This is a genomic window from Methylobacterium sp. JK268, from assembly GCF_054052225.1.
In genome coordinates, this window is record NZ_JBSVZN010000003.1 from 193,322 (window position 1) to 214,065 (window position 20,744).

18 protein-coding genes are annotated in these 20,744 nt (G+C 71.8%); 7 read left to right on the top strand and 11 right to left on the bottom strand.

Annotated elements, in window-relative coordinates; translation table 11 throughout:
• Positions 1-24 precede the first annotated feature (24 nt).
• The 3 genes from ACW9J6_RS04800 (at position 25) to ACW9J6_RS04810 (ending at position 2,494) form a co-directional block, all read left to right on the top strand.
• Positions 25-876 carry a GNAT family N-acetyltransferase gene (locus ACW9J6_RS04800; protein WP_457115458.1) on the top strand — a complete coding sequence of 284 codons (852 nt, stop codon included), beginning with the start codon at positions 25-27 and terminating at the stop codon, positions 874-876.
• Entirely contained in the window at positions 873-1,874 is a 1,002-nt protein-coding gene (locus ACW9J6_RS04805) for an NAD(P)H-dependent glycerol-3-phosphate dehydrogenase (RefSeq protein WP_457115301.1), read from the top strand. Before ACW9J6_RS04800 ends, ACW9J6_RS04805 begins: the two co-directional genes overlap by 4 nt.
• A 203-nt stretch (positions 1,875-2,077) precedes the next feature.
• The gene (locus ACW9J6_RS04810) at positions 2,078-2,494 is read left to right on the top strand and encodes a cupin domain-containing protein (protein ID WP_457115302.1); all 417 of its coding nucleotides are present in this window, start codon (positions 2,078-2,080) and stop codon (positions 2,492-2,494) included.
• 15 nt (positions 2,495-2,509) lie between these two features.
• Here the strand turns inward: ACW9J6_RS04810 and ACW9J6_RS04815 are convergent, their stop codons facing one another.
• A complete protein-coding gene (locus ACW9J6_RS04815) occupies positions 2,510-4,186 on the bottom strand; it encodes a formate--tetrahydrofolate ligase (RefSeq protein WP_457115303.1) in 1,677 nt (558 codons plus the stop codon).
• A 205-nt stretch (positions 4,187-4,391) separates the two neighbouring features.
• Positions 4,392-5,747, bottom strand: coding sequence for an aminotransferase class III-fold pyridoxal phosphate-dependent enzyme (locus ACW9J6_RS04820; RefSeq protein ID WP_457115304.1), 1,356 nt, complete (start codon positions 5,745-5,747; stop codon positions 4,392-4,394).
• 133 nt (positions 5,748-5,880) lie between these two features.
• Here ACW9J6_RS04820 and ACW9J6_RS04825 point away from each other — a divergent pair, with 133 nt between their 5' ends.
• Together ACW9J6_RS04825 and ACW9J6_RS04830 are read left to right on the top strand one after the other, a co-directional pair.
• Positions 5,881-6,150 carry a hypothetical protein gene (locus tag ACW9J6_RS04825; RefSeq protein WP_457115305.1) on the top strand — a complete coding sequence of 90 codons (270 nt, stop codon included), beginning with the start codon at positions 5,881-5,883 and terminating at the stop codon, positions 6,148-6,150.
• Positions 6,151-6,331: 181 nt separating this feature from the next.
• Complete coding sequence (locus ACW9J6_RS04830) at positions 6,332-6,907, top strand: hypothetical protein (protein WP_457115306.1); 576 nt, start codon at positions 6,332-6,334, stop codon at positions 6,905-6,907.
• 138 nt (positions 6,908-7,045) lie between these two features.
• Here the strand turns inward: ACW9J6_RS04830 and ACW9J6_RS04835 are convergent, their stop codons facing one another.
• The 7 genes from ACW9J6_RS04835 to ACW9J6_RS04865 all read right to left on the bottom strand — a co-directional run bounded on the left by ACW9J6_RS04835 (position 7,046) and on the right by ACW9J6_RS04865 (position 14,084).
• Positions 7,046-8,038, bottom strand: coding sequence for a branched-chain amino acid ABC transporter permease (locus ACW9J6_RS04835; RefSeq protein WP_457115307.1), 993 nt, complete (start codon positions 8,036-8,038; stop codon positions 7,046-7,048).
• Positions 8,039-8,080: 42 nt separating this feature from the next.
• Positions 8,081-8,968 carry a branched-chain amino acid ABC transporter permease gene (locus ACW9J6_RS04840; RefSeq protein ID WP_457115308.1) on the bottom strand — a complete coding sequence of 296 codons (888 nt, stop codon included), beginning with the start codon at positions 8,966-8,968 and terminating at the stop codon, positions 8,081-8,083.
• Positions 8,969-9,039: 71 nt separating this feature from the next.
• Positions 9,040-10,245: an ABC transporter substrate-binding protein gene (locus tag ACW9J6_RS04845; RefSeq protein WP_457115309.1), complete on the bottom strand. Its 1,206-nt coding sequence runs from the start codon at positions 10,243-10,245 to the stop codon at positions 9,040-9,042.
• A gap of 145 nt (positions 10,246-10,390) precedes the next feature.
• The gene (locus ACW9J6_RS04850; protein WP_457115310.1) at positions 10,391-11,131 is read right to left on the bottom strand and encodes an ABC transporter ATP-binding protein; all 741 of its coding nucleotides are present in this window, start codon (positions 11,129-11,131) and stop codon (positions 10,391-10,393) included.
• Complete coding sequence (locus tag ACW9J6_RS04855; RefSeq protein ID WP_457115311.1) at positions 11,124-11,912, bottom strand: ABC transporter ATP-binding protein; 789 nt, start codon at positions 11,910-11,912, stop codon at positions 11,124-11,126. The genes ACW9J6_RS04850 and ACW9J6_RS04855 overlap by 8 nt, the downstream gene beginning before the upstream one ends.
• Positions 11,913-12,144: 232 nt before the next feature.
• Positions 12,145-13,413, bottom strand: a complete 1,269-nt coding sequence (locus tag ACW9J6_RS04860; protein WP_457115312.1) for an MFS transporter — start codon at positions 13,411-13,413, stop codon at positions 12,145-12,147.
• A 125-nt stretch (positions 13,414-13,538) separates the two neighbouring features.
• Positions 13,539-14,084, bottom strand: coding sequence for a gamma-glutamylcyclotransferase (locus ACW9J6_RS04865; RefSeq protein ID WP_457115313.1), 546 nt, complete (start codon positions 14,082-14,084; stop codon positions 13,539-13,541).
• 84 nt (positions 14,085-14,168) lie between these two features.
• On the opposite strand from ACW9J6_RS04865, the gene ACW9J6_RS04870 reads away from it, so the two are divergent.
• A complete protein-coding gene (locus ACW9J6_RS04870; RefSeq protein WP_457115314.1) occupies positions 14,169-15,302 on the top strand; it encodes a DUF2125 domain-containing protein in 1,134 nt (377 codons plus the stop codon).
• 50 nt (positions 15,303-15,352) lie between these two features.
• The gene (locus ACW9J6_RS04875; RefSeq protein WP_457115315.1) at positions 15,353-17,176 is read left to right on the top strand and encodes an aminopeptidase P family protein; all 1,824 of its coding nucleotides are present in this window, start codon (positions 15,353-15,355) and stop codon (positions 17,174-17,176) included.
• A 1-nt stretch (position 17,177) separates the two neighbouring features.
• Here the strand turns inward: ACW9J6_RS04875 and ACW9J6_RS04880 are convergent, their stop codons facing one another.
• Positions 17,178-18,290: a tlde1 domain-containing protein gene (locus tag ACW9J6_RS04880; protein ID WP_457115316.1), complete on the bottom strand. Its 1,113-nt coding sequence runs from the start codon at positions 18,288-18,290 to the stop codon at positions 17,178-17,180.
• A 1,058-nt stretch (positions 18,291-19,348) separates the two neighbouring features.
• Positions 19,349-20,677: a Tol-Pal system beta propeller repeat protein TolB gene (tolB, locus tag ACW9J6_RS04885; RefSeq protein WP_457115317.1), complete on the bottom strand. Its 1,329-nt coding sequence runs from the start codon at positions 20,675-20,677 to the stop codon at positions 19,349-19,351.
• Between the last annotated feature and the right edge of the window lie 67 nt (positions 20,678-20,744).

Sequence of the window (20,744 nt, forward strand, 5' to 3'; positions counted from 1 at the left end):
GTGCCCCCCGCGGAGGCCGCCGCCATGCAGCGCCGCTGGCGGCGGCTGGTGGACGAGCGTCTGCCCGACGCCGCCGCGGGACGGGCGGACTGGCCCGTGCGTCTCAACCACTGCTTCGCGCGCATCCTCCTCGACAACGCCTGCGGGGGTCCCTGGCGCGAGAGCGTCGCCCCCCCGGCCTGGGTCAACATGCCGCCCGACCGCCTCGCGGCGGCGCTAGCCCTCGGCGAGGCGGTGCTGGCCGGCGAGGCCGATCTCGCGGAACTGAACCGGCGCTCCCTCGCGTGGCGCGGCAAGCTGCGCCGCCCCGTGCCGCCCTCCGAGCTGCGGGGCGACGGCTTCGCCCTCCGGCGCTGGCGGCGGGAGGACGACGCGGCCTTCGCGGCGCTCAACGCCGATGCCGCGGTGATGCGCTTCTTCCCCACGCTCAAGAACCGGCGCGAGAGCGAGGCGGAGGCCCGCGCCCTCGACCGCCGCTTCGAGCAGGACGGCTTCGGTCCCTGGGCCTTGGAGGCGGAGGGGCGCTTCGTCGGGTTCGTCGGCTGCTGGCGGCCGGTGCGTCCCCTGCCCTTCGCGTCGGCGCCCGGGAGCGTGGTCGAGATCGGTTGGCGCCTGGCCCGTTCCGTGTGGGGCCGGGGCCTCGCGACGCGCGGCGCGCGGCTCGCGCTCGGGGACGCGTTCGGGCGCTGCGGCCTGCCGGAGATCCTCGCCTACACGGCCGTGCTCAACCACCCGTCGCAGCGGGTGATGGAGCGCCTCGGCATGGAGCGGCTGGAGGTCTTCCCGCATCCGGCCCTTGCCGAGGGCGACCCGCTGCGCCCGCACGTGCTCTACCGCCTCACCGCGTCCGCCTTCGCGGCCGGAGCCGGCGCGTGACCCCCGCGCCGATCGCGGTGGTGGGCGGCGGCGCCTGGGGCACCGCGCTCGCGAACGCCGCCGCCGCCGCGTCGCCCCGCGAGGTCGTGCTCTGGCTGCGCGACGCGCAGGCGGCCCGCGACATGGCGGAACGGCGCGAGAACGCCCGCTATCTGCCCGGCGTGCCGCTCCACCCGGGCGTCCGGCCGACCGCCGAGGCCGGGCGGCTGCGCAGCGCGGCGAGCGTGCTCCTCGTCACTCCGGCCCAGACCCTGCGGGCGGTGCTGACGGCGCTCGCCCCGGACCTCCCGGCGAAGGCCCCCCTGATCCTCTGCGCCAAGGGGATCGAGCGCGGCACGGACGCCTTCCTGACCGAGGTCGCGGCGGCGGTCCTGCCCGGCGCGACCCTGGCCGTGCTCTCGGGTCCGAGCTTCGCGGCGGATGTCGCGCGGGGTCTGCCGACGGCGGTGACGCTCGCGACGCCCGACCCTGCGCTCGGGGCGGACCTCGCCGCCGCTCTCTCCGGGCCGACCTTCCGCGTCTATCACGGCACCGACACGCGCGGCGTCGAGATCGGCGGCGCGGCCAAGAACGTGCTTGCCATCGCCTGCGGGGCGGTGATCGGGCGCGGACTCGGCGAGAGCGCCCGCGCGGCGCTGGTCGCGCGCAGCTTCGCGGAGCTGCGCCGCTTCGCCCGCGCCTACGGCGCCCGGCCGGAGACGCTGATGGGCCTGTCCGGTCTCGGCGATCTCGTGCTCACGGCCGCCTCTCCGCAATCGCGCAACTTCGCCTTTGGCGAGCGGCTCGGGCGCGGCGCGTCCCCAGCCGAGGCGGCGGCCGGCAAGCTCGCCGAGGGCGCGCTCACCGCCGGGGCGCTGGTCGTCCTCGCGCGGCGGCGCGGCATCGAGATGCCGGTGGCGGAGGCGGTGGCCGAGGTGGTGGGCGGGGCGGTGAGCGTCGACACGGCCGTCGCCGGATTGCTGGCGCGGCCGCTGCGCGCCGAGGAGGAACCGGCGTGAGTGCGCAGCGCGCCTGATCTGGTTCTCTGGTCGTCCCGCCACGGCTTCATCGCCCCAAGGACAGTGTTCCCTGTCTCGCCGCCCGCTCGGGCAAGCAGAGAGGGTGTCGGTCAGCTCCGGCGGGACTTGACGACGTCTGTGGAAGAGCGGAGCGTGCCGGCACGCCCGCGCGCGAACGACCGGGCGATCAGGGAGAGAACGCCATGATCACCCGCCGCGGCTTTGGCCGCATCGCGACCTGCGCCCTCTGCGCGACCACGGGTTTCCTCGCCACCGACGCCTCGGCGCAGACGCCGCCGGCGCCGACCGGCCTCAAGCGCAAGCTCCTCTCGCAGGTCGACGGACCGGCGGAGGGCTACGTCACGATCCTGATGGAGGTGGAGATCGACGCCGGTTTCCTGGTGGCGCGCCACACCCATCCGGGCATCGAATCCACCTACGTGCTGGAGGGCGAACTGGAGCTTCCGGTCGAGGGCCAGCCGACCCGGACCGTGAAGACCGGCGACGCGTTCCAGATCCCGCCGCACACGCCGCATGCCGGCGGCAAGGCCGCCCGGGCGACCAAGCTCAGCATCACCTACGTGCTGGAGAAGGGAAAGCCGCTCTCCAGCCCGGCGTGACGCGGGCGGGCCGGTTCAGAACAGGCCCTCGATCTGCCCGTTCGCGTCGAGGTAGATGCCTTCCGCGGCCGGGACCTTCGGCAGGCCGGGCATGGTCATGATCTCCCCGCAGATCACCACCACGAAGCCCGCGCCCGCCGACAGGCGCACGTCGCGCACGCCGACCACGTGGCCGGAGGGCGCGCCGATCAGCGTGGGATCGGTCGAGAAGGAGTACTGGGTCTTGGCCATGCAGACCGGGAGCGTGCCGTAGCCGTCCGCCTCGAACTGGGCGAGCTTGGCGGCGGCCTTCGACTCGATCTGGATGTCCGCCGCCCCATACAGCGTCCGGGCGATGGCGCGGATCTTGTCGGTCAACGGCGCCTCCTCCGGATAGACGAAGTTCGGCGTCTTGGGCGTCCCCGCCTCCGCCAGCGCCACCACCGCCCGGGCGAGGTCCTCGGCGCCCGCCCCGCCTTCCGCCCAGTGGCGGCAGGTGATCGCCTCGACGTCGAGTTCGTCCCGGCACAGGGCCTTGAGGGCGGCGTGCTCGGCCTCCGTGTCGGCGTGGAAGTGGTTCACGGCCACCACCACCGGCAGGCCGAAGCGGCGCACGTTCTCGACGTGGCGGCGGAGATTCGCGAATCCCTTCTGCAGGGCGGCGACGTTCTCCGTGCCGAGGGCCTTCTTCTCGACGCCGCCATGCATCTTGAGCGCCCGCACGGTCGCCACGATGACGACCGCGCTCGGAGTGAGGCCGGTCTGGCGGCACTTGATGTCGAGGAACTTCTCGGCGCCGAGATCGGCCCCGAACCCCGCCTCGGTCACCGCGTAGTCCCCGAGGCGCAGCCCGGTGCGGGTCGCGATGACCGAGTTGCAGCCGTGGGCGATGTTGGCGAAGGGGCCGCCGTGGATCAGCGCCGGGCTGCCCTCCAGGGTCTGGACGAGGTTCGGCTGGAGAGCGTCCTTCAGCAGCACCGTCATGGCGCCCGTCGCCTTGAGGTCCGCGAGCGTCACCGGCTTGCGGTCGCGGGTTTCCGCCACCACGATCCGGCCGAGGCGCGCCTCCAGGTCCGCGAGGTCGCGGGAGAGGCAGAACACCGCCATCACCTCCGAGGCGACGGTGATGTCGAACCCGTCCTCGCGCGGGAAGCCGTTGGCGGCGCCGCCGAGGGATTGCACGATCGCGCGCAGCGATCGGTCGTTCATGTCGACGACGCGCCGCCACGCGATGCGCCGCACGTCGATCCCGAGGGCGTTGCCCCAGTAGACGTGGTTGTCGATGAGCGCGGCCGCGAGGCTGTGGGCCGACGTGATGGCGTGGAAGTCGCCCGTGAAGTGAAGGTTGATCGCCTCCATGGGCACGACCTGGGAGCGCCCGCCGCCCGCCGCGCCGCCCTTCATGCCGAAGCAGGGGCCGAGGGAGGGCTCGCGCAGGCAGATCACAGCGCGCTTGCCGATGCGGTTCAGCGCGTCACCCAGGCCGACCGTCGTGGTGGTCTTGCCCTCGCCGGCGGGGGTCGGGCTGATCGCCGTCACCAGCACGAGCCGCCCCTCCGGCTTCGGCTCCAGGGCGGCGATGTGGCCATGATCGATCTTGGCGATATGCCGCCCGTAGGGATGGAGGGCTTCGTCCGGGATGCCGAGCCTCTCGGCTATGGCGCTGATCGGCTTCAGGGTGGCCGCGCGGGCGATCTCGATGTCGGTCGGCATGGCGTCCCGGGTTTCTCGTTATGATCGAACACGACGTGGCGTTCGCCGTGCGGGCACGATAAGCCGACCGCGCGCATTCGGGCCAGACTAAATCGCTTGACCAGAATGCTCAGAAAAATCTAACGGCTGTCGCCCGGGCCCACGATTCCCGTCGGGAGGCAGGCGCCCCGTCGCGCCTGCCCCGGCGCGGCGCGATTCCCTTGGGTCAAGCCACGGCTCGAAGCACGCGCGCGAGCTTGTCGACCAGTTCCCCGATCTGGTCCTCGCTGATCACCAGGGGCGGCGTCACCGCGATGGTCTCGCCCGTGGCGCGGACCATCAGGTCCAGCTCCTGGAAGGCGCGGTCCATCGCCTCGAAGGCCCGCGCCCCCGGCGCGTCGGGGCGAGAGGCGAGATCGATCGCGCCGGAGAGGCCGAGCGTGCGGATGTCGAGCACGTTCGGCAGGCCGCGCAGGCTCATCAGGCCCTCGGCCAGGACTGGTTCCAGGCGCTTGGCGCGGGCGAACAGATCCTCGTCCCTGTAGAGGTCGAGGGCCGCCAGCGCCGCCGCGCAAGCGAGCGGGTGGGCCGAGTAGGTGTAGCCGTGGAAGAGTTCGATCGTCCGCTCGGGGCCCTGCATGAAGGCGTCGAAGATCCCCTTGCGGACGAGGACGCCGCCCATCGGGACCGTGCCGGAATTCACCCCCTTGGCGAAGGTGATCATGTCCGGGACGACGCCGTAGCGCTCCGCCGCGAAGGCCGCGCCGAGCCGGCCGAACCCTGAGATCACCTCGTCGAAGATGAGCAGGATGCCGTGCCGGTCGCAGATCTGGCGCAGGCGCTGCAGGTAGCCCTTCGGCGGCGGCAGCACGCCCGTGGAGCCCGCCATCGGCTCGACGATCACCGCGGCGATCGTGGAGGCGTCGTGCAGGGCGACGATCCGCTCCAGGTCGTCGGCGAGGTGGGCCCCCCAGTCCGGCTCGCCCGCCGTGAAGGCCTGGTGCTCGCGCGAGTAGGTGTGGGGCAAGTGGTCGACGCCCGCCAGCAGCGTGCCGAAGGCCTTGCGGTTGGTGACGATGCCGCCGACCGAGATGCCGCCGAAGCCGACGCCGTGATAGCCGCGCTCGCGGCCGATCAGCCGCGTGCGCCCGCCCTGGCCGCGCGCGTTCCAATAGGCGAGCGCGATCTTGAGCGCCGTGTCGACCGCCTCCGACCCCGAATTGCAGAAGAACACGTGGTCGAGGTCGCCCGGCGCCAGGGCCGCGATCCGCGAGGCGAGCGCGAAGCCGCCGGGATGGCCGAATTGGAAGGCGGGCGAGAAGTCGAGCTCCGCCGCCTGCGTCTGGATCGCCGCCACGATCGGGTCCCGGTTGTGCCCCGCATTGCAGCACCACAGCCCCGCCGCGCCGTCGAGGATCGCGCGGCCGTCCGGCGCGAAGTAGTGCATGTCCTTCGCGCGCGCGACCATGCGCGGCCGGCGCTTGAAGGCGCGGTTCGGCGTGAAGGGCAGCCACCACGCGTCGAGGTCGTTCGGCGCCAGGGCCTCCTTGGCCGCGATCACGGCCGCCGCGTTCGTCGTCATTCGTGGTCTCCTGCCGCCGAGGGGCGCGCGCGGCCCCAGGGACATCCAACGCAAGAGCCGCGCCGTTAAGCATATCCGTGAGCTCTCCGCCGCGACTCAGCGAGCGTTCAGCATTCTAACGCAGGGTCGCCCGGTGGAGACCAGGGGATTCGGGATGGGCTTCCTGCTGCGCGCCGCGCTGGTGATCGGTGTCCTCGCCTACGCCTCGGCGCCGGTGCCCGAGCCGCCGAGGCCGGGCGAGACGCCGCCGCATTCCTGGCCGACGGGGGTGGCGGCGCTTCCCCCCGACCTGCGCGCGCGGCTCGTCCGCGGCGCACAGGAGGAGGTGACGCGCGCGGTGGTGGAGCAGCTGCGGGGCGGCCTCGATCCGCAGCGGCCGGGGGCGGAGGCCGCGAACCGCTAGGCGCCGTCTGACACCCGCGGCCGCGCTGCCGGAGCGCGCGATTCCGCCCCGCCACACCGTCCCGGCCCTGGGACAACCGCGTTTTCCTCCTCGCCCCGGGTCAGGTGCGCAACGGTTGCGTTATACTTGGGGGGAGTTATCAGTATTTCGCAGATGAACGAGGATCGGGCGATCGATGCCGATGGGTGAGGCCGCTGAGCAGGCCGACGAGGAGAAGGTTCGAAGCGTGCTCGAGACCGTGTTGCGCACGCCCGGTTTCGCGCGGTCGCCCAAGCTCGCGCACTTCCTGCGATTCGTCGTCGAGGAGGAACTGGCCGGGCGCGGCGCGGCCCTGAAAGCCTATACGATCGCGACTCAGGCGCTCGGCCGCGGCGGCGCCTTCGACCCGTCCGTCGATCCGAGCGTGCGGGTTGAGGCCGGCCGCCTGCGGCGCACGCTCGACGACGCCTACGCCCTGCTCGGGGCAGCCCTCCCGCTGCGCATCCGGATCCCGGTCGGCACCTACCGGCCGATCTTCGAGGCCGACATGCCCCCCGCCCCGCCCGCCGCGCTCCCCGAGCGGACTGCATCCTGGCCCGTCGAGCCGGAGCCGCGCCTCGTCATCGCTTTCAGCCCCGCCGGTCAGGCGACGATCATCGCGCTCCTCGCGGCCATCCTGCTCATGCTCTGCGTGGAGGTCGGTCTCATGCTCGGCGGGTTCGCCCCGGCCGAGCGCGCGAGCGGGCGCACGACGAGCCTCGCCGACCGCCTGCCCTGAGCGCGCTCCGACGGGCCGGGATCCGGGTTGCCGCGACCGGACCCGATCGCCCCCGCTTCGTGTCTCTCACAAAACTCCCGATCCCCGTCGTCGCTCGCCGTTGCGCCTCCCGCGCGGCGGGAGTTTTGTCAGGTGCACTCAGAGCGGGCGCTTCAGGATCCGGGCGAACAGGCCGACGATGCCTTCCCGGAACAGGAGCACGCAGATCACGAAGACGATCCCCTGGATGATGGTCACCCAGGCGCCGAACTGCGCCAGGTAGTTCTCCATGGCGACGATCACGAAGGCGCCGAGGATCGGGCCGAACACCGTCCCCATCCCGCCGACCAGGGTCATCAGCACCACCTCGCCGGACATCGACCAGTGCACGTCGGTGAGCGAGGCGAGCTGGAACACGATCGCCTTGGTGGCGCCGGCGAGGCCCGCCAGCGTCGTCGACAGGACGAAGACCGCGAGCTTGTACTGGCTCGCCCGGTACCCGAGCGAGATCGCGCGCGGCTCGTTGTCCCGGATCGCCTTCAGCACCTGGCCGAAGGGCGAGTGGATGATGCGGTAGATCAGCAGCATCCCGAGGAAGAAGATGACGGCCACCACCGCGTAGAGCACGCGGTCGTCCGCGAGGCTGATCACCCCGAACAGGTTCCCGCGCGGCACCGCCTGGATGCCGTCCTCGCCGCCGGTGAACTTGGCCTGGAGCGAGAAGAAGAACGCCATCTGGGCGAGCGCCAGGGTGATCATCGAGAAGTAGATGCCCTGCCGCCGGATCGCCAGCGCGCCGAAGACGAGGCCGAGGATCGCGGCCGTCAGGGTCCCGGCGATGATCGCGACCTCGGGCGTGAAGCCCCAGACCTTCGCCGCATAGGCCGAGACGTAGGAGGCCATGCCGAAATAAGCGGCGTGGCCGAAGCTCAGCAGGCCCCCGTAGCCGAGTAGGAGGTTGAAGGCGAGCGCGAACAGCGCGAAGCACAGCACCTTCATCAGGAAGACGGGGTAGAGCACGAAGGGCAGCAGCGCGAGGACGATCGCGATGCCGACGAACACCACGCGGTGCAGGGCCTTGGCGTCCCTGCCCTCCGGCAGGGCGCTGGCGAGCGGCGAGGCGTCGGACGCGGCGGCGGCGGTGTCGGCCATCTCAGGCGGTCCTCGTCGGGATGGGGAGCAGAGGATGGATCATCAGGCGGTGCGGCCGAACAGGCCGGCGGGCTTCACCAGGAGCACCAGCACCATGATGACGAAGATCACGGTCGAGGACGCTTCCGGGTAGAAGACCTTGGTCAGTCCCTCAACGAGACCGAGCGCGAAGCCGGTGATGATCGAGCCGAGGATCGAGCCCATGCCGCCGATCACCACCACGGCGAAAACCACGATGATGATGTCGGCGCCCATGTTGGGATTGACCGAGTAGACCGGCGCGGCGAGCACGCCCGCGAAGGCGGCGAGCGCCACCCCGAACCCGTAGGTCAGGGTCAGGAGGAGCGGCACGTTCACGCCGAAGGCCTGGACCAGGGTCGGGTTCTCGGTGGCGGCCCGCAGGTAGGCGCCGAGCTTGGTCTTCTCGATGATTAGCCAGGTCGCCAGGCAGACGACCAGGGAGGCCACCACCACCCAGGCGCGGTAATTCGGCAGGAACATGAACGGCAGGCGCTGGCCGCCGGAGAGTTCGCTCGGGATCGCGTAAGGCAGGCCCGACACGCCGTACTGATTGCGGAACAGGCCCTGGATGATCAGGGCGAGGCCGAAGGTCAGCAGCAGGCCGTAGAGGTGGTCGAGCTTGTAGAGCCGCGCGATCAGCAGGCGCTCCAGGATCACGCCGAAGATCCCGACCGCGAGCGGCGCCAGCAGCAGCGCCCACCAGTAGCCGATCCCCAGGTAGTTGAGCAGCATCCAGGCCACGAAGGCGCCCATCATGTACTGGGCGCCGTGCGTGAAGTTGATGATGTTCAGGAGCCCGAAGATGATCGCGAGGCCGAGCGACAGGATCGCGTAGAACGAGCCGTTGATGAGGCCGAGCAGGAGCTGGCCGAACAGCGCCTGCAGGGGAACGCCGAAGATCATGGTCATGGGATCAGCGACTCGTGGCGGGGGAAGGCCGGGGGGCGGGGCGATGTCGCCCCGCCGCGTCGGGATGGCGCTCAGCTCTTGCCGACGAGGGGGCAGCCGCCCTCGCCCATCGGCCGGAACGCGTCCTTGCCGGGGATCGTCGCGAGAGTCTTGTAGAGGTCCCACTCGCCCTTCGACTCGGCGGGCTTCTTGACCTCGAACAGGTACATGTCGTGGATCTTGCGGCCGTCCGCCCGGATCGTGCCCTTGCCGAACAGCGGGTCGTCGGTGGGGAGTTCCTTCATCTTGGCGACGACCTGCGTGCCGTCCTTGGCCGACTTCAGGGCCTCGACCGCCTTGAGGTAGTGGAGCACGCTCGCGTAGACGCCGGCCTGCACGGAGGTGGGCTTCTTGCCGCCGACCTGCTTGGCGAAGCGGTCCGAGAACGCCCGCGAGGCATCGTCGCGGTCCCAGTAGAACGGCTCGGTGAAGACGAGGCCCTGCGCCACCTTCGTGGTGAGCGAGTGGACGTCCGAGGAGAAGATCAGGAGGCCGGCGAGCGCCTGGCCGCCCTCGGTGATGCCGAACTCCGCCGCCTGCTTGATGGCGTTGATGGTGTCGCCGCCCGCATTGGCGAGGCCGATCACCTTGGCGCCCGAGCCCTGCGCCTGCAGCAGGAAGGACGAGAAGTCGGAGGTCGGGAACGGCGTCTTCACCGAACCGACGACCTTGCCGCCGTTCTTCTCGACGACGGCCGTGGTGTCGCGCTGGAGCGCCTGCCCGAAGGCGTAATCGGCGGTGAGGAAGAACCAGGTGGTGCCGCCGCGCTTGACCATGGCGCCGCCGGTGCCGTTGGCGAGCGCCACCGTGTCGTAGGTCCAGTGCACGGTGGTCGGCGCGCATTGCGACCCGGTGAGGTCCGCGGCGCCGGCGCCGGAATCGACGAAGGCCTTGTTCTTCTCGCGGCTGACCTGGGCGACGGCGAGCGCCACCGAGGAGGTCGGCACGTCGAAGATCGCGTCGACGCCGTCGCGGTCGTACCATTGCCGGGCGAGAGACGCCCCGACATCCGGCTTGTTCTGGTGGTCGGCCGAGACGATCTCGACCTTGAGGCCCTTCTCGGCGGCCTTGAAGTCCTCGACGGCCATGCGGGCGGCCACGACCGAGCCCTCGCCCGACAGGTCCGCGTAGACGCCCGAGCGGTCGTTGAGCACGCCGATCTTCACCGGGGTCTGCGCCAGGGCCGGACCGGCGGCGAGCGCGGCGAGCGCCGTCGCGGCGAGCAGTCGTGTCAGCATCGGTCTCTCCTCCGAGGATCGCCGTCGCGGGGGCGCTGCGGCAAAGCGTTTTGTTCTAGGCGGACGGCTCGCACCGAGGCACCGATCCCCCTCGCCCACCCGGGAGAAGAGATCGGCGCCTCATGACCTGCCCTCGCGCCGCGCCTCACACGCCCAGATAGGCGTGCAGCTTGTCGATGTTCGCGTCGAGCTCGGCGTTGGGAATCGTGTCGATCACCCGCCCCTGCTCGACCACGAAGTGCCGATCCGCCACCGTCTGCGCGAAGCGGAAGTTCTGCTCCACCAGAATGATGGTGTAGCCCTCGGTCTTCAGCCGGGCGATGGTGCGGCCGATCTGCTGCACGATGACCGGGGCGAGACCCTCGGTCGGCTCGTCGAGGAGGATCAGCTTGGCGCCGGTGCGCAGGATGCGGCCGATGGCGAGCATCTGCTGCTCGCCGCCCGACAGCTTGGTGCCCTGGCTGGCCGAGCGTTCCTTGAGGTTGGGGAACAGCGCGTAGATCTGATCGACGCTCATCCCGCCGGGCTTCACCCGCGGGGGCAGCATCAGGTTCTCGTAGACCGACAGGCTGGAGAAGATGCCGCGCTCCTCCGGCACGTAGCCGATGCCCATCCGGGCGATGCTGCGGGAGGGCATGGCGATGGTCTCGGCACCGTCGTAGCGGATCGAGCCCTTGCGCTTGCCGAGGATGCCGATGATGGCCCGCAGGGTCGTGGTCTTGCCGGCCCCGTTGCGGCCGAGCAGCGTCACCACCTCGCCCGGCTTCACGTCGAAGCTGATGCCGTGCAGCACGTGGCTCTCGCCGTACCAGCCCTCCAGCCCCTGCACGTGCAGGAGCGGCGCCGCCGCGGTCGCCGGAGTGGTCTTGAGCGCCGCCTCAGCCATGACCGGCTCCGATATAGGCCTCGACCACGCGGGGATCCTTCGACACGGTGGCGTAGTCGCCCTCCGCCAGGACCTGCCCGCGGGCCAGAACGGTGATGCGGTCGGAGAGCGACGCCACCACGGAGAGGTTGTGCTCGACCATCAGGATGGTGCGGTTGGCCGAGACGCGCCGGATCAGGGCCGCCGTGCGGTCGACATCCTCGTGGCCCATGCCGGCCATCGGCTCGTCGAGGAGCAGCATCGCCGGGTCGAGGGCGAGCGTGGTCGCAATCTCCAGCGCCCGCTTGCGGCCGTAGGACAGTTCCACCGCCGGCACTTCGGCGAAATCCGAAAGGCCGACCGCCTCGACCAGGGACAGGGCCTCGTCGTTCAGGGCGCGCAGGACCTGCTCGGAGCGCCAGAAGTCGAAGGAATCGCCCCGCTTGCGGCGCTGCAGCGCGATCCGGACGTTCTCCTTCACCGTCAGGTGCGGGAACACGGCCGAGATCTGGAACGAGCGCACGAGGCCGAGCCGGGCCACGTCCGCCGGCTTCATCCCGGTGATGTCGCGGCCGTTGTAGCGGATCGAGCCCGCCGTCGGCGTTAGGAACTTGGTCAGCAGGTTGAAGCAGGTGGTCTTGCCGGCGCCGTTGGGGCCGATCAGCGCGTGGATCGTGCCGCGCTTCACTTGGAGCGCGACGCCGTTCACGGCTCGGAATCCTTTGAACTCTTTCGTGAGGCCGTCGGTGGACAGCACGATGTCCGGCGGTGAGGCCGCGGTCCGGACGGTGGTGTCAGCCATCGCGATACATCACCTCTGCGTTTCCTCGATCGCGCTTATGCGTCGTTGGTATGCCTCACAGCATGGCGCCGGAGGCGAGTCAACCGGGAGGTCGTTGCGGCACGATATGTTGCCGTGGGGACAGTCGAGCGGCGCCGGCGGACGAGGGAATTCTTCGTACCGCCGCCGTTCTTGCGTGTCGCGACGATTGCCGCGGCCCGTGCGGCGCCGGTTCGGGCGTCCGGCAGGACGGTCACCGCGCCAGGAGGGGCGCCCGCTGATCGCGCTCCCGCCGGGCGCCCGCGGTGCCGCAGGGCGTGCCGGCCGCGTCCTGGCCGCCGGGCGCGCAGGTCTCCTCCAGCCAGAGCGCGAGACCGAGCGCCGCCAGGGCCGGGGCGGTGAGCGCCACGAAGGCCCAGGTCCAGCCGAGATGGATGGCGAGCAACCCGCCGACCCATCCCGACAGCGCGCCGCCGATGCCCTGGACGGCCGAGACCGTCCCGAGGGCGGTCTGGGTCCGGCCCGAGCCCCAGGTCAGGTCCGCGACCACCACCGGCAGGGCGACGCCGATTACGCCCGAGGCGACGCCGTCGAGGATCTCGGCGAGGATCAGCCAGGCCGGGTCGGCGAGGAACGCGGAGAGCAGGGCGCGCACGGGCAGGACCGCGCAGGCGGCCACCAGCAGCTGGCGCCGGCCGCGCCGGTCGGCGAGGGAGCCTGCGAGCAGCGCCACCGGGATCATGGTGAGCTGGGCCACCATCACGTAGCGGGCGGTCCAGGCGGTGCCGTCCGCGCCCGTCGCGACCAGCTTCTGGCCGAGCAGGCTCAGCATCGAGCCGTTGGCGAGATTGAACAGGGCGAGCGCGGCGGAGAGCAGGAGCAGGCGTCGGTCGGAGAGGACGGCCCGGATCGGGGAGCGCTCCGGCTTGTCCTCCGGATCGTCCTCCTTCCATCCGACGGCCCGGCGCGGGTTCCAGGACTTCCGCGGCGTGGTGAGCGCCGCCACGATCGCCGCCGCCGCGAGCAGGCCCAGGATCCAGAACGCGATGCTCGGGCCGAGATACGGCGTCCCGAAGCTGATCGCCAGGGCGGCGCCCAGGATGCCGACGTGGTTGAAGGCCTGGTTGCGGCCCTGCTGGCGCGGGAAGGCCTGCTTGCCGACCATCCCGAGCGTCAGCGCCGCTACGGCCGGGACCACCAGCGTCCCGCCGAGCGCGGCCACGAACTGGGCCGCGAGAACGGCCGGGAAGGAGCGGGCCGGCAGCAGGAGCAGCGTGCCGCCGAGAATCGCCGCGCAGGCGAGCGCGATCAGCAGCCTTGGCCGGGCGACGCGGTCGACCAGCGCGCCGAGCGGCCCGCTGAGGACCAAGGTGGCGAGGCCGACGATGGTCGTGACGAGGCCGACCCGGCTCGGGCTCCACTGCGCGCCTGCCGCCAGCCACGTCCCCAGGAAGGGGCCGAGCCCGCCCTGGATGTCGCCGACGAAGACGTTGATGAGCGCGAGGTGGGTGGTGGCCTGCATCGGCGAGACATCTCCGGGCGCCGCCGGCAGGGCGGCGCGATGGACATGAACGCGCGGAGAGCGCGATCGGATCACCGCGGCTTGGCCGTTTTTCGACCCCCCCTCGTGCCGGGGACGGCTGCGGGTCAGGGGCTCGGGACCGCGCAGGCCTGGGCGATGCGGGCGAGGAGCGGATCGGCGACGCCCATGGCGAGGAGGTGCTGGTGCGTCTGGCTGACGTAGTCGGGATTGGGGCCCGAGCGTCCGCGGCCCTGGCGCACGAGCCGCAGCAGCTCGCTCTCCGGCAGGCGCCCGGCATATTGCGGGTGGGTCCGGTCGACCAGGTAGGTGACGGCGGTCAGCCGTCGCCCGTCCTCCAGCGTGACGCCCAGCCGCCGCTCCACGTAGACCGCCGTGACCTGCTCGCGGGCCCGCAGGTAGGCGAGCGTCCTCGCCGCTTCGGCCTCCGCGACCCGGAAGGCCACGCCCCGGCAGCTCCCGGCGCGGTCGAGGCCGAGCACGAGGCCGGGGCGCTCCGGCGTGCCGCGATGGACGTGCGAGAGCACGCAGAGCGCCCGATGGTAGCCGCGCAGGCGGGCCGGGCGGCGCTCCCGCACCGGGAAACCCGGATTCCACATCAGGGACCCGTAGCCGAAGACCCAGAGGTCCCCGGGTGCGTCGCCGTCGCCCACGCCGCGCCCTCCCCGCCTTCCTTGCCGGCCGCGGGCGGTAGCAGCTAGGGATGCCCGGTTCAATCGGACCCGGAGGCAAGCCCGATGACGCAGGTGACCGGACAGGACGGGGACGCGCGGGCGTTTCGGCGCGGGCGTATCGCGCTCTTCACCCCCTTCATCCTCCTCCTGCTCGTCGCCGTGCTGTGGTCGGCGGGCTGGTTCTGGATCCGCGGACGGGCGGAGCGGGAGATCGACGGCTGGTTCGCCCGGGAGGCCAGGGCCGGCCGGACCTGGACCTGCGCCGATCGCGCGCTCACCGGGTTCCCGTTCCGGCTCGAATTGCGCTGCGCGGGCCTGCGCTTCTCGCGCTCGGACGTCGCCTTCACGGTGGGGCCGCTCGTGGCCGTGGCGCAGGTCTACCAGCCCCGCCACGTCATCCTGGAGGCGACCGGGCCCTTCCACGTGGAGCAGGAGGGCAAGACCGGCGACGTTACCTGGCGGCTGCTCGAAGGCTCGCTGCACCTGACGGGCGACGGCTTCCAGCGCGTGTCCCTGGTGGCGGACGGGCTCCAGGGCCGGGTGGCCGGCGTCCAGCCCGACCCGATCCGCTTCGCGACGGAGCACCTGGAACTGCACGCCCGCCCGACGCCCGGCCGCTTCGAGTCCGACGGCGCCGTGGACGTGAGCGCCCGCGTCGAGAAAGCTGCCCTGCCCCAGCTCGACGCGCTGGTGGGGGGGACGGACCCGGTCGATATCGCCCTCGATGCCACCGTGAACCAAGCGGCCGGCATCCGCACCCGCCCGCTCGCCACGGAGCTGGAGCGCTGGCGGGCGGCGGGCGGCAGCCTCGACCTCACGCGCCTCTCCGCCGAGAAGGGGCGCAGCCGCCTCCAGGCGCAGGGCACGCTCGCCCTCGACGAGGCCCACCGTCCGTCGGGCCAGCTGGACGTGCGCACCGCTGGCCTCGACACGGTGATCGCCCCCCTGGTGAGCGGGCACCTGGAGGGGCGCATCGGCGGGGTCAACGCGGCGCTGATCGGCAACCTCGTGGGCCAGTTCCTCGGCGGCGGCCGACGCCGGGAGGCACCGGCCGATCCGTCGGCCGAGGAGTCGCAGAAGCCGGACTCCCAGAAGCCGGACTCCCTCAGGCCCTTGCCGCCGGTGCGGCTCACCGGCGGCAAGGTGGCGGTCGGTCCCTTCGCGATCCCCAACGTCCGGCTCGATCCGCTCTACTGACCCGGCCGGGCCATTGCGGCGGCGGGACCGGGCGCTTACGCCTAGGCGTCATGAGCCACGCCCGATTTCAGACCTTCGACGATCCGAGCCACCGGTGCGGCCGGGAGCGCGTCGCGGCCCTGCGCACCGCGATGCTGCAGAACGGCTTTTCCGGCTTCGTGGTGCCGCGGGCCGACGAGCACCAATCCGAATACGTGCCGGCGCGGGCCGAGCGCCTGGCCTGGCTGACCGGATTCACGGGCTCGGCCGGGACGGCGGTGATCCTGATCGACCAAGCCGCCCTGTTGGTCGACGGGCGCTACACCGTGCAGGCCGCCGCCCAGGTCGACCCGGCCGTGATCACCCCGGTGCCCCTGGCGGAGACCACCGTGGAGGCGTGGATCGAGGCGAACCTGCCGGCGGGCGGCGTGCTCGCCTATGATCCCTGGCTGCACACGCCCGACGGCGTCGCCCGGCTGGAGAAGGCCGCGGCGGCGGCGGGCGGGCGGCTCGAACCGGCCGGCCTCAACCTCGTCGACCAGGTCTGGATCGACCGCCCGCCGCCGCCCCGCGCGCCGGTCGTCCCGCATCCGGACGACCTCGCCGGCGAGGCCGCCCCTGCCAAGCTGGAGCGGATCCGCGAGGCCCTGGCCAAGGCGAAGGCGGATGCCCTCGTCGTCTCCGACCCGCACAACCTCGCCTGGGCTTTTAACCTGCGGGGGGGCGACGTCTCGCACACGCCGATCGCCCTCGGCTACGCCCTGATCCCGCGCGACGGGCGGGCCACGCTCTTCCTCGATCCGGTCAAGCTGACGCCCGAGGCGCGCCGCGCGGTGGAGCCCCTGGCCGACTCCGCCGATCCGGCGACGCTCCCCGCCGCGCTCGACGCGCTCGGCCGCACGGGGGCGCGGATCCGCATCGACGCCGCGACCGGATCGGTCGCGCTCAAGCGCCGGATCGAGGCGGCGGGCGGCGTCGCCGATCCCGGTCCCGACCCGATCGCCGCCATGAAGGCGGTCAAGAACGCCGCCGAGATCGCCGGCACGCGCGAGGCCCATCGCCGCGACGGGGCGGCCGTGACGCGGTTCCTCGCCTGGCTCGCGCGCGAGGCACCGAACGGCCTCGGCGAGATCGCGGCGGCCTGCCGGCTCGAAGCGTTCCGGGCGGAGGGAGGCGACCTGCGCGACGTGTCCTTCCCGACCATCTCGGCGAGCGGGCCCAACGCGGCCCTGCCCCATTACCGGGTCAGCACCGCGAGCGACCGGATCGTGCGGCCGGGCGAGGTCTTCCTCGTCGATTCCGGGGCGCAATACGCGGACGGCACCACGGACATCACCCGGACCGTCGCGGTGGGCGCGCCGACCGAGGAGATGCGGGACCGCTTCACCCGCGTCCTGAAGGGTCACATCGCCATCGCCACGGCGGTGTTCCCGCGCGGGACCACCGGCGCGCAGCTCGACAGCTTCGCGCGCCGCCCGCTCTGGGAGGCCGGCCTCGATTTCGACCACGGCACCGGCCACGGGGTCGGCAGCTTCCTGTCGGTCCACGAAGGGCCGCAGCGCATCGCCAAGACCGGGACGGTGGCCCTGCAGGCCGGCATGATCCTCTCGGACGAGCCCGGCTACTACAAGGTCGGCGCCTACGGGATCCGGATCGAGAACCTGATCCTCGTGGAGGAGCGCGGGGTCGCGGGCGCCGAGCGGCCGATGCTCGGCTTCGAGACGCTGACGCTCGCCCCGATCGATCGGGCGCTGATCGCGCCGGCCCTGCTCACGCCCGACGAGGCCGCCTGGCTCGACGCCTATCACGCCCGCGTCCTGGCGGAGATCGGGCCCCGCCTCGACCGCGAGACCCGGGACTGGCTCGAGGCCGCGACGCGGCCGCTCGCGGGCTGAGCTACCCGCGCCCCGCCACCACGACGAGGCGCCGGACCTCGCCGCGCAGGAAGGCCTGCAGGAAGCGGTCGTACTGGCGGAACGACACGCATCCGTTCGAGGCACCGCTCGGGCCCAGCATGTAGGTGTGGGCGAGGAGCCCGACGCGGCCGTGGATCGCGCCGCTGCCGCCGACCGGGTTGAGGCGGATGGCCCGGACCCCGTGGAAGAGGCGCTCGCGCTCGGTGAGGTCGTAGGTGCCGGGCGGCGTGGCGCCGCGCATCGGGACGTGGACGTAGCGGGGGTCGTCCATCTTGTCGCCCAGGCCCGAATGGGCCTCCAGCCGCTCGCCGTTCGGCAGCGTGACGCTGCCGGCGGTGATGTCGTAGATCGCCGTCGCCTCGCTCATCGGGGGGAACGGCGAGGGGCTGAGGGGGACGCGCGGCGCCGGCGCGGTCGCCGCGGGATCCGCGGAGGCGTAGGCGAGCGCCGGACCGGAGGGCTGCGGGGATCCGCCGAAGAGCTTGTCGAAGAAGCTGCGGGTATCCGCCATGGCGGTGGCGCTGCTCTGCGCGCGGGCGCGGCGCGGGCTCTGGCGCTCGGCGAAGCGGGGCGTTTCCGGCGGGCGCTGGAGGCGGAACTCGGCGGGCCGCGGCACGGGCAGAGGCACGGGCTGCAGCACGAGGCGCGCATCCGGGGCGAGCGAGGCCGGGGGAGTCGGTTCGGCAATCGCCGCGAGCTGGACCGGGCTCTCCCGGGGCGCCGCGAGGGTCGCAGCGGCGATCGGGGTGGTCTCCTCCGTCCGCGGCGCGACGAAGGCGCCCATCTCCGGGGGCAGCGTGCCCTTGCGCAGCGCCAGCTGGCTCGGATCGAAGCTCGGGTTCGGGTCGAGGAGCCAGGCTTGGCGGATCCGCTGCGCCACGGGTGACGGCGGCGGCGCGGGCGGCTCCGCGGGGATGCTGGCGGCGAGCGGCTCCCACTCTTCGTCGGCCGGCCCCGGATCGAAGCCGTCCGAGGCGAGCGCGAACCACGCGACGCCGCCGATCGCCAGGAGGCTGCGGATGAGGCCGCGGCGCGGCGCGAGCCAGCGCCGGCGCGTGGCCTGATCGTCGAAGGGATGGTCGCGCAGGGCCATGGGAACGCTACTCGGTGACGCTCTTCCGCGGCACGTCCGTTCGTTCGTCTGGACACAGGCCAGCGTAAGCCGGCGCGAGGAACAGCTCACGCCGCCACCGATCGAACGGTCGCTCAGGAAAGTGCCGGTTCAGGCTGTCTCTGTTTGTAGAGGCGCTTGGTTAATCATCACTGAATCGGCGAGACCTGTGTTCCGGGAAGGAGCGTCCGGACGTGCCCTTGGCCGGTGCGCGGGCGAGGCTGTCCGAGGACAATGTGAGGCTGTTCTCCCCTCTCCCGAGTGGGCTAGCGGATTCACAGAACGCGAGAAATACAAACACGGCAGATACTTGCGTCGACACACGAGGGTTCCCGGGTATGGCGTGGGGAACCCCTCTCCCGCACGGGAGAGGGGATCCCGCGGGTCTCCTCGGTTCCGTTCAAGCAACTGCGAAAGAAGCGCTTTTTTTGATGCCGGGAGGCGACGCGTGAATACGCTAGCCCGAGTGGGAGAGGGGCCGGGGGTGAGGGGTGGGTCGGTGTCAGCAAGAAGACTGGACCGTCCCGCTGGAAGCTCGACCGTCGGAGTTCAATCCTGAAGCCGAGCCACCCTGCGCGATCTCCGATCGCCCCTACCCCTCTCCCACTCGGGTTTGCGGGTTCACACATCCGGTCGTGCGCATGCCCGCGCCTCGCAGGCCGTTTGCAGAGTCAGACGTCCCCGTCGTGCCTTCGTGGACGGAACGCCCCTGGAAGTCGCACCCCTCCTCATGCTGAGGTGCGAGCATCGCGAGCCTCGAAGCACCCTTGAGCACAGATCCAAGCCAAGGCCGCTTGGGATCGACCGTTCCGGGGTGCTTCGAGGCCGCGCGCGATCTTCGATCGCCGCGGCACCTCAGCATGAGGAATGATGCGCCCCCGGCCACGTCCAGCCGACGCGCCGAAAACCGGATTGTGTGAACAGGCAAGCCCACTCGGGAGAGGGGATCCCGCGCCCGATCTCGCGAGCGCCGGAAGCCTTCTTAAATCGATGGAGATTTCCAGAGCAGCGCGTTCACACCCATGGTCTTGGCCGGCCCCTCACCGCTGCCCGGCGAGGAGCGGCGACCAGGTCGGGTCCGAGGCGTAGGAGGGCGTCGGAACCGGCTGCTCCACCCGCCCGGTGATGTCGACCATGTAGAGCTTACCGCCCGCCTCGCCGCCGGGATCGCGGAAGAACATCACGTATTGGCCGTTCGGCGCCCAGGTCGGCCCTTCGTTGTGGAAGCCCTCCGTCAGGACCCGCTCGCCGGACCCGTCCGGCTTCATGATGCAGATCGCGAAGGAGCCCTTCCGCTGGCGCGTGAAGGCGATGTAGTCGCCCCGCGGCGACCAGGCCGGCTGCGACGCCGAGCCGTCGCCGAAGGAGATCCGCCGGGGGTTCGACCCGTCCGCGCCCATCACGTAGATCTGCTGCTGGCCGCCCCGGTCGGATTCGAACACGATCTCGCGCCCGTCCGGCGAGAAGGACGGCGAGGTGTCGATCGCGTTGGCGTTGGTGACGCGGGTCTGCGCCTTCGAGGCCAGATCCATCACGTAGATGCTGGCATTGCCGCCGTCCTGGTCGCTCATCACGATCCGGCGCCCGTCGGGCGAGAAGCGCGGACTGGTGCTCATCTCCGCGCTGGTCGGGATCACCTGCCGGGCCCCGGTCTCCAGGTTGATGACCTGGACGCGCGGCTGCTGCCCGGTGAGCTGCGACATGTAGGTGATGTCCTGCGTCGCGGGCGAGTAGCGGGGGGCCACCACCGACGCCTCGCCGTTCGTCAGGTAGCGGACATTGGCGCCGTCCTGGTCCATGATCGCGAGACGCTTGCGGCGCCGCTCCTTCGTGCCGGATTCGTCGACGAACGCGACGCGCGTGTCGAAGAAGCCGCCGAGGCCGGTGATCTTGGAGTAGACGGCGTCCGAGATCAGGTGGCCCATGCGGCGCGAATTGCCGGAGCCGCCCGCGTATTGCTGGCCGATCAGCTGCTGGCCCGAGAGCACGTCCCAGAGGCGGAATTCGGCCTTCACGGCGCCCGAGCCGTCGCGCGTGACGCGGCCGGTGACGAGCCCCTGCGCGCCGGTGCCCTTCCAGGCGGCGAAGTTCGGGGCCGCGTCGAAGCTGGGGGTCTCGGGGAACCGGGCGCGCTCGACCGGCGTGAAGTAGCCCGAGCGCTTGAGGTTGTTGGTGATGATGCCGGAGACCAGCGGCGCGAGCGACGGGTCGCCGGAGAAATCCGCCACGGCGATCGGCATCGGCTGGAAGGCGCCGCCCGGCCCGACGCGCAGGTTGAGCTGCGCGGCCGCCGGCTGGACCAGGATGAGGACGAGCCACAGCACCGAGGCGAGCGCGTGCGGCCATCGCGGGAACGGGCGAGGAAGCATGGGAGCGGTGAGTCCGTCAGGCTTTGAGGTGGGAGAACGGCGCGTGCGGCCCGCTCTCCCGTCCGGG